The organism is Dellaglioa sp. CoH-56-MRSF-11, assembly GCF_056782135.1.
On record NZ_JBXAYE010000048.1, the window covers coordinates 1 to 371 of the forward strand.

Annotated in this window: 1 protein-coding gene; it reads right to left on the minus strand. The window is 49.9% G+C overall.

All coding sequences use genetic code 11. From position 1 onward, the window contains the following. Window positions 1-8: 8 nt before the first annotated feature. Window positions 9-371: DUF3310 domain-containing protein (locus tag AC1RPT_RS07780; protein ID WP_481762981.1), on the minus strand; the 363-nt coding region annotated here is incomplete at its 5' end.

A 371-nucleotide genomic window follows, 5' to 3' on the forward strand; every position in this document is an offset into this window, starting at 1 on the left:
CTTTACCATCAGAGTGTTTCCTTCAGTTGACGAAGACACACAAGTGCATCTTCAAGATTTTCGTAGTACTCACGGATTGTGCAACCCTCAAATACCAGAGAATAAAAATCCGATACGATTGGCACAGTCTCCATCGTGAGGAACTTGTGAGCACGTGCAAAATCCTGCTCACTGAACTCGACGTTACTGTTCATCGTGTCAAGGACGCGCGACGGGTAGGACTCCAACATAAGCTTGATACGATCGCGCTCACGCGACGTATACCAGATTGCCTTGTCCAAGTCTTGCGCGGCCTTCCCCTTCTCACCACGACGCGCCACATACTTCACGGCGTTGCCAGTGTTGAACGGCATCAGCTCCACAAGATCAAT